Below are 6,099 nucleotides of genomic sequence, written 5' to 3' on the forward strand. Positions count from 1 at the left end.
CCCCCACCACCGCAACCACCTGCGCCGCACCCTTAGGCAACGACACACCCACCAACTCACCCGAACCCACACCACCGGCCCGCAAATCAGCCGCCAACACCACCGCACGCCGATACAACTCACCAAACGTCAAAACCCGACCCCCGGCAAAAACCGCCGGACGCTCCGGCGAACACAACGCCTGAGCCACCAACCGGTCATGCAACAAACCACCAGGAACCACACCACCGGTATCGTTCACCGACGCCACCAACGCACGATGCGACTCCGGCAGCACCGTCGGGGGCGGGGCGGTCCAGCGTTCGTCGGAGTCGGTCAGGTCGGTCAGCAGGCGGACGTACTCGTCGAGCATCACGCCGAGCAGGTCCTCGGGGAAGATCTCGTCGACGCCGATCCAGCTCAGGTAGATGCCGTCGCGCACGCGCAGCACCGCGCCGTCGACCCACACCTGTGGGGTCTGCGCGCCCTCGTGCACGATCTCACCGAGCCAGCCGAGCAGGCTCTCGCCGGTACCCTCGGTCTCCTGCACCAGGGTGGAGGTGAACACCACGGGCATCGCCGCGCCGACCGTGCCGCCCCGGGCCCGGGCCAGTTCGCGCAGCACCTCGACGCCGTTGACGTACCGGTTCTCCAGATCCTCCCAGCTGCGGTCCTGGGCAGCGGCGGCCACCTCGGCGAACGTGCCGCGCCGCAGATCGACCGGTACCAGGTCGAACGAGGCGAACTCACCGACCAGTTCGTCGACGTCCTCGTGCAACGGGAACCGGTTCACCACGGTCGCGTTGATGGTGAACTCACCCTCGCGGCACCAGGTACCGAGCACGGTCGCGTAGGCACCGAGCAGCGCCGCCGACGGGGTGAGCCCGTGTTGGGCGGCACGCCTGGTGAACCGCGCCCAGGTTTCGTGGGACAGTAGCCGCCCACGGGCCACGAACCGTGGCGAGGTGATCTCGGCAGGGTTGCGGACCTGCGGCAGCTGCGGAGCGGGGGGCAGTTCGGCGATCCTGCCGCGCCAGTACTCCAGGGACCGCTGGTACAGGTCGGTGTCCCGGATCCGGCCGGCAGCGAGCACGTAGTCCCGGTAGGACAGCGCCAGCGGGGTCAGCTCGGCGCCGGCATAGGCCCGGCCCCAGTCCCGCAGCACGATCCGGATCGAGCCGATGTCCGCGATCAGCAGGTCGAACGACGCGCCCACCCGGGTACGGCCGTTGGGCAGACGTACGGCGATCAGGTCGAACAGGGGCCACGTGGCGGGATCCCGCATGCCGTGGGAGAGCTTCTCGCGCAGGTCGGCCAGCCGTTCCTCCGCGGCCTCCTGACTCTCCTTGCGCAGGTCGAGCCGCTGGATCCGGTAGGGGCCGGCGTCGGGCAGGACGCGCTGCCGGCCGTCACCGTCGACGACGGCGTGCAGCATGTCGTGCCGGGCCTCCACGGCCTCCCAGGCCGCCTGCAGGCGGTCCAGGTCGACCTCCTGCTCGGCTTCGACCTCGAAGTAGACCTGGGCGGCCACGTTGCCGAGCTGGAAGTTCGACTGCCGGCCGATCCACTGGGCCTGTTGCATCTCGCTGAGCGGGAACGGCTCGTACCGCGCCTGGGGTGCGGGTACCGCCGTCGGCAGCTCGGCCGGACCGGTCGAGGTGCGCCCGGGTGCGGCGCCGAGTCCCTCGGCGACCTCCGCCAGGCCGGCGACCGTCCTGGCGGCGATCATCTCCCGCAGCGGAATCGTGATGCCCAGCTCGTCACCGATGCGCTGGACGACCTTGACGCCGAGCAGCGAGTGTCCACCCAGTTCGAGGAACGGGTCGTGCAGCCCGACCGGCGCGACGCCGAGCAGCTCCGCCCAGATGGCGGCGAGCGCCCGCTGCAGGTCGGTCTCCGGCGCGACGAACTCGGCGTCGAGCTCCGGCCGGGTGCCGAGCGCACCGTCCTCGGCCGACGGCTCCGGAACGCTGGTGCGGGTGGCGAGGTCGGTCGGCCCGGAGGCGGCACCGGCTGGTTCGACCCAGTAGCGGCGGCGCTGGAAGGCGTACCCGGGCAGCCGGGCACGGCCGCGTGTGGCGTGCTCGTCCACAGCGGCCCAGTCGACCGGGACACCGCCCAGCCAGAGCCGTCCGAGCGCGGTGGCGAGGACGGTGGAGTCGTCCCCGTTCTCGTCGGCGGCGCGCAGCGTGGTCGCGGTCACCGCGTCCCGTCCCTGCGGGCAGCCCTTGACCAGGGAGGTGAGCGTGTGACCCGGCCCGACCTCGAGAAACGCCGACCCTTGCGGTACGTTCGCCACGCCGTCGGCGAAGCGCACCGGGTCCAGCAGCTGCCCGGCCCAGTACGACGGATCGGTGGCCTGCTCGACGGTGATCCAGCCGCCGGTCCGGTTGGAGGCGAACCGCAGGGTGGGTGCGTGCAGGGTCAGGCCGGCGACGACCTGCTCGACCCGGGCCACGGCGGGGGCCATCATCGCCGAGTGGAAGGCGTGTGAGGTGTGCAGTGCGGTGGTGCGCACCTCGCCCAGCGACTCCCGGAATCGTGAGACGTCCTCGTGCGGGCCGGACACGACACACAGCTCGGGTCCGTTGACCGCGGCCAGGGAGAGCTGGTGCGGCAACCGCTCGCGCAGTTCCCGCTCGCCCAGCGCGACGGCGAGCATCGCGCCGGGCGGCTGCTCCTGCATGAGCCGGCCACGGGCGGCGACCAACCGCAGCGCGTCCGGCAGGTCGAGGACGCCGGCGAGGTGCGCGGCGGTCAGTTCGCCGATGCTGTGTCCCACCATCGCGTCGGGGCGCAGGCCCCAGCTCTGCAGTAGCCGGGCGAGCGCGACCTGCACGGTGAACAGCGCCGGCTGGGTGAACCTCGTCTGCCGTAGCCGGTCCGCGGCAGCCGGCCCGGCCCGATCGACCGGCTGGAGCAGTTCCCGCAGATCCGTGCCGAGGTCGTCGCGCAGCAGGGCCGCGCACTCGTCGACGACGTCGCGGTACACCCGCTGGTCCCGGTAGAGGTCGGCGCCCATGCCGGGGTACTGGCTTCCCTGACCAGGGAAGAGCCAACACAGTGACCCCGCACCGGCCTTGCGCGCGAACACCCGCTCCGGGTCGCGGCCGGCCAGGATCTCGGCCGCCCCGGCCGGAGTGGCGTCGCCGGGCACGATCGCGACACGGCGGTGTGGGAACTCCCGCCGCGCGGTCTGCAGGGTACGGGCCACCTCCGCCAGGTCGACCGGGTCTGCCGCCGGCCCGGCCAGGGCTGCGGCCAGCACGTCGGTCTGCTCGTCCAGTGCCGCCCTGGTACGCGCGGAAACGGTCAGTACCTGCACCGGACGCGACGGTCCGGCCGGCGGGGCCGGTGGTGCTTCCTCGAGGACCGCGTGCGCGTTGGTGCCGCCGAAACCGAACGAGCTGACCCCGATGCGCCGTGGGTGCCCGTTGGCCTTCCAGACGGTGGTCTCGACCGGCACCTGGAAGGCGCTGTGTGCGAAGTCGATCTCGGGGTTGGGTTCGGTGTAGTTCAGACTCGGCACCAGTTCGCCGTGCCGCAGCTGTAGGACCGCCTTGATGAAGGAGGCGATGCCGGCGGCGCTGTCGAGGTGCCCGATGTTGGACTTCACCGAGCCGAGCAGGACCGGGGAGGAGCGGTCCGAACCGTCACCGAACACCTTGGTCAGCGCGGCCACCTCGATCGGGTCGCCGAGCCGGGTCCCGGTGCCGTGCGCCTCGACCGCACCGACGGTGTCCGGGGTGATCCCGGCGAGAGCCTGCGCGGCGGCGATGGCCTCGGCCTGTCCTGACACGCTGGGGGCGGTGTAGCCGACCTTGCTGGCGCCGTCGTTGTTGATGGCGCTGCCGAGCAGCACGGCGTCGATGCGGTCGCCGTCGGCGAGGGCGTCGGTGAGCCGTTTGAGCACGACGGCTCCCGCCCCGGAGCCGACCGTGGTGCCGTTCGCCCGCGCGTCGAACGGTCGGCAATGACCGTCCGGGGAGAAGATCGAGCCCTCGTGGTAGCGGTAGCCGACGCCGTGTGGCACGCGCACGGTGACGCCGCCGGCGAGCGCGGCGTCACACTCGTAGGACAACAGCGCCTGCGCGGCCAGGTGCACCGCGACCAGCGAGGTCGAGCAGGCCGTCTGCACGGAGACTGCGGGGCCGCGCAGGTCGAGCTGGTAGCTGACCCGGGTGGCCAGGTAGTCCTTGTCGTTGGCGAAGAGCAGTCGCAGGCTGTCCGGACTCGCGTCGAGCGCGCGACCGCCGAGCAGGTTCGCCAGCAGGTAGCCGGACATGCTGGCCCCGGCGAACACACCGATGCTGCCGTCGAAACGGCCGGGCAGGCAACCGGCATCCTCCAGTGCGTGCCAGGCACACTCGAGGAAGAGCCGGTGCTGCGGGTCGAGGATCGCCGCGTCCTGCGGGCTGTAGCCGAAGAAGCCGGCGTCGAACTGCTCGATCCCGTCGAGCAGGACGGCGTTGCGCACGTAGGCGTCGGCGCCGACCTGGTCGGGATCGGCGCCGCGACCCAGCAGTTCGTCGCGGCCCAGTTCCACCACCGATTCGACGCCGGCACGCAGGTTGGCCCAGAACCTGTCGACCGTGGGCGCGCCGGGGAAGCGTCCGGCCAGCCCGATGACCGCGACCGCCTCGATGTCGTTGTTCGTCGGTGAGTTGACCATCACGCCCTGTCCTCCCGCGTCGCCGGTACTCCTCTGGTTGGCTGCTGCCTGCGTCGGACCGCCCTGGTCAGTCCCGCCCGGTGCCGGGCCGCGGCGAGCAGCTCGGTGCGTCCGCCGTCCACGCCGGCGTCGTCGGACAACGCGGCCGCGAGGGCGCGGACCGAACCGTGCTCGAACATGGCGGTCAGCGGGAACCTGCGGGCCAGTCTGGACTGGAGGATCCGGAAGGCCCGGACGATCGCCGTGGAGTCGGCGCCGAGATCGAAGAAGCGCACCCCGACGCCGATCGAGTCGATCCCCAGCACCTCCTGGAACACACCCGCGATCGTGGTCTCCAGTTCACCGACGGGCGGCGTGGTGTCGGCCTCGCGGCTTTCCGCGGCGACCAGGTGTGCCAGCGCGCCACGGTCCACCTTCCCGGTCGGGGTGAGCGGCAGGTGATCGACGGTGACCAGCTGCCCCGGCACCAGGTACTCGGGCAGGCGTGCGGCGAGATACGAACGGACGTCCTCGACCAGGGCACGGCCGGCTGCGGGGTCGACGGGCTCGGCGGGCCGCTCGCCGGCGCGGAGCAGGGCACCGCCGAGCAGTGCGTGCAGCACCTCGTGCCCGTCGCCCAGGCGGAACGGCTCGCTCAGGGTCTCCGCGCCGCCGGCGACGGTGAGCTGACAGAGTCCGATGTGGTGGGCCGCGCTGGCGTCCTCCAACAGCTGCGACATCAGGCCCGCCTCGATCAGGCACAGGTCACGGGCCGCACGCACGCCGTAGAGCGGGCGGATCGCGTCCATGTCGGCGACCAGGAACAGGGTGAAGGCGGCGGTGTCGAGCGCCTGCTGGTCCGCGCCGAACCGCAGGTCCCGGGACAGGGTGGCGCCGGGCCGGAGCGGGATCAGCTGATGTGCGGCCGGATCGTGGTAGTAGGCGCCGCCGGGCAGGCCGGTGACCCTGCCGTCCTGGACATGCAGGTAGGTCTGCACCGCGTAGGCATTGCCGGCGGAGGCGTACGCGTGCTTGGGCATCGCCCCGCCCTCATGGCTGCGCAGGCACTCCAGCAGTGCGGCGAGCGCGGCGAGCGGTACCGGGCGGTCGCCGTAGCGGCGCTGGCTGGCCCGGACGGGCGGGCCGGCGGTGGCGGGCAGCTCCACCGGGGCGCTCACGGCGGTGAGGTCGGTGCGGACGCCGTGCCGGGCGAGCTTGAACTCGACCCGCTCCAGTTCGTCGAAGAGCATTCCGGCGCGGCCGTCGCCGGAGACGGCGTCCGGGCTCAGCGCCCCCGCCGAGCGGGGTCCGTCGGTCGGTCCGTGGGCCGGTACCAGGCAGGCGACCAGGCGGCGGTGGTGCCGGTCACCGAGCGCGACAGCCGCCCCCGCCCGCACCCCCGGATGCGACACCAACGCACTATCGATCTCACCCAACTCGATCCGATAACCACCAACCTTGACCTGAAA

General features: G+C 72.1%; 2 protein-coding genes. Both read right to left on the minus strand.

All coding sequences use genetic code 11. From position 1 onward, the window contains the following. Nucleotides 1-4,651, minus strand: a 4,651-nt coding sequence (locus tag GSF22_RS29275) for a type I polyketide synthase (protein WP_208817146.1), incomplete at its 3' end; no start/stop codon positions are given. Further along, nucleotides 4,651-6,099, minus strand: a 1,449-nt coding sequence (locus GSF22_RS29280; protein ID WP_208817147.1) for a SagB/ThcOx family dehydrogenase, incomplete at its 5' end; no start/stop codon positions are given. The genes GSF22_RS29280 and GSF22_RS29275, both read right to left, overlap by 1 nt.

It is taken from the genome of Micromonospora echinofusca (assembly GCF_017614955.1).
Lineage (GTDB): Bacteria > Actinomycetota > Actinomycetes > Mycobacteriales > Micromonosporaceae > Micromonospora > Micromonospora echinofusca_A.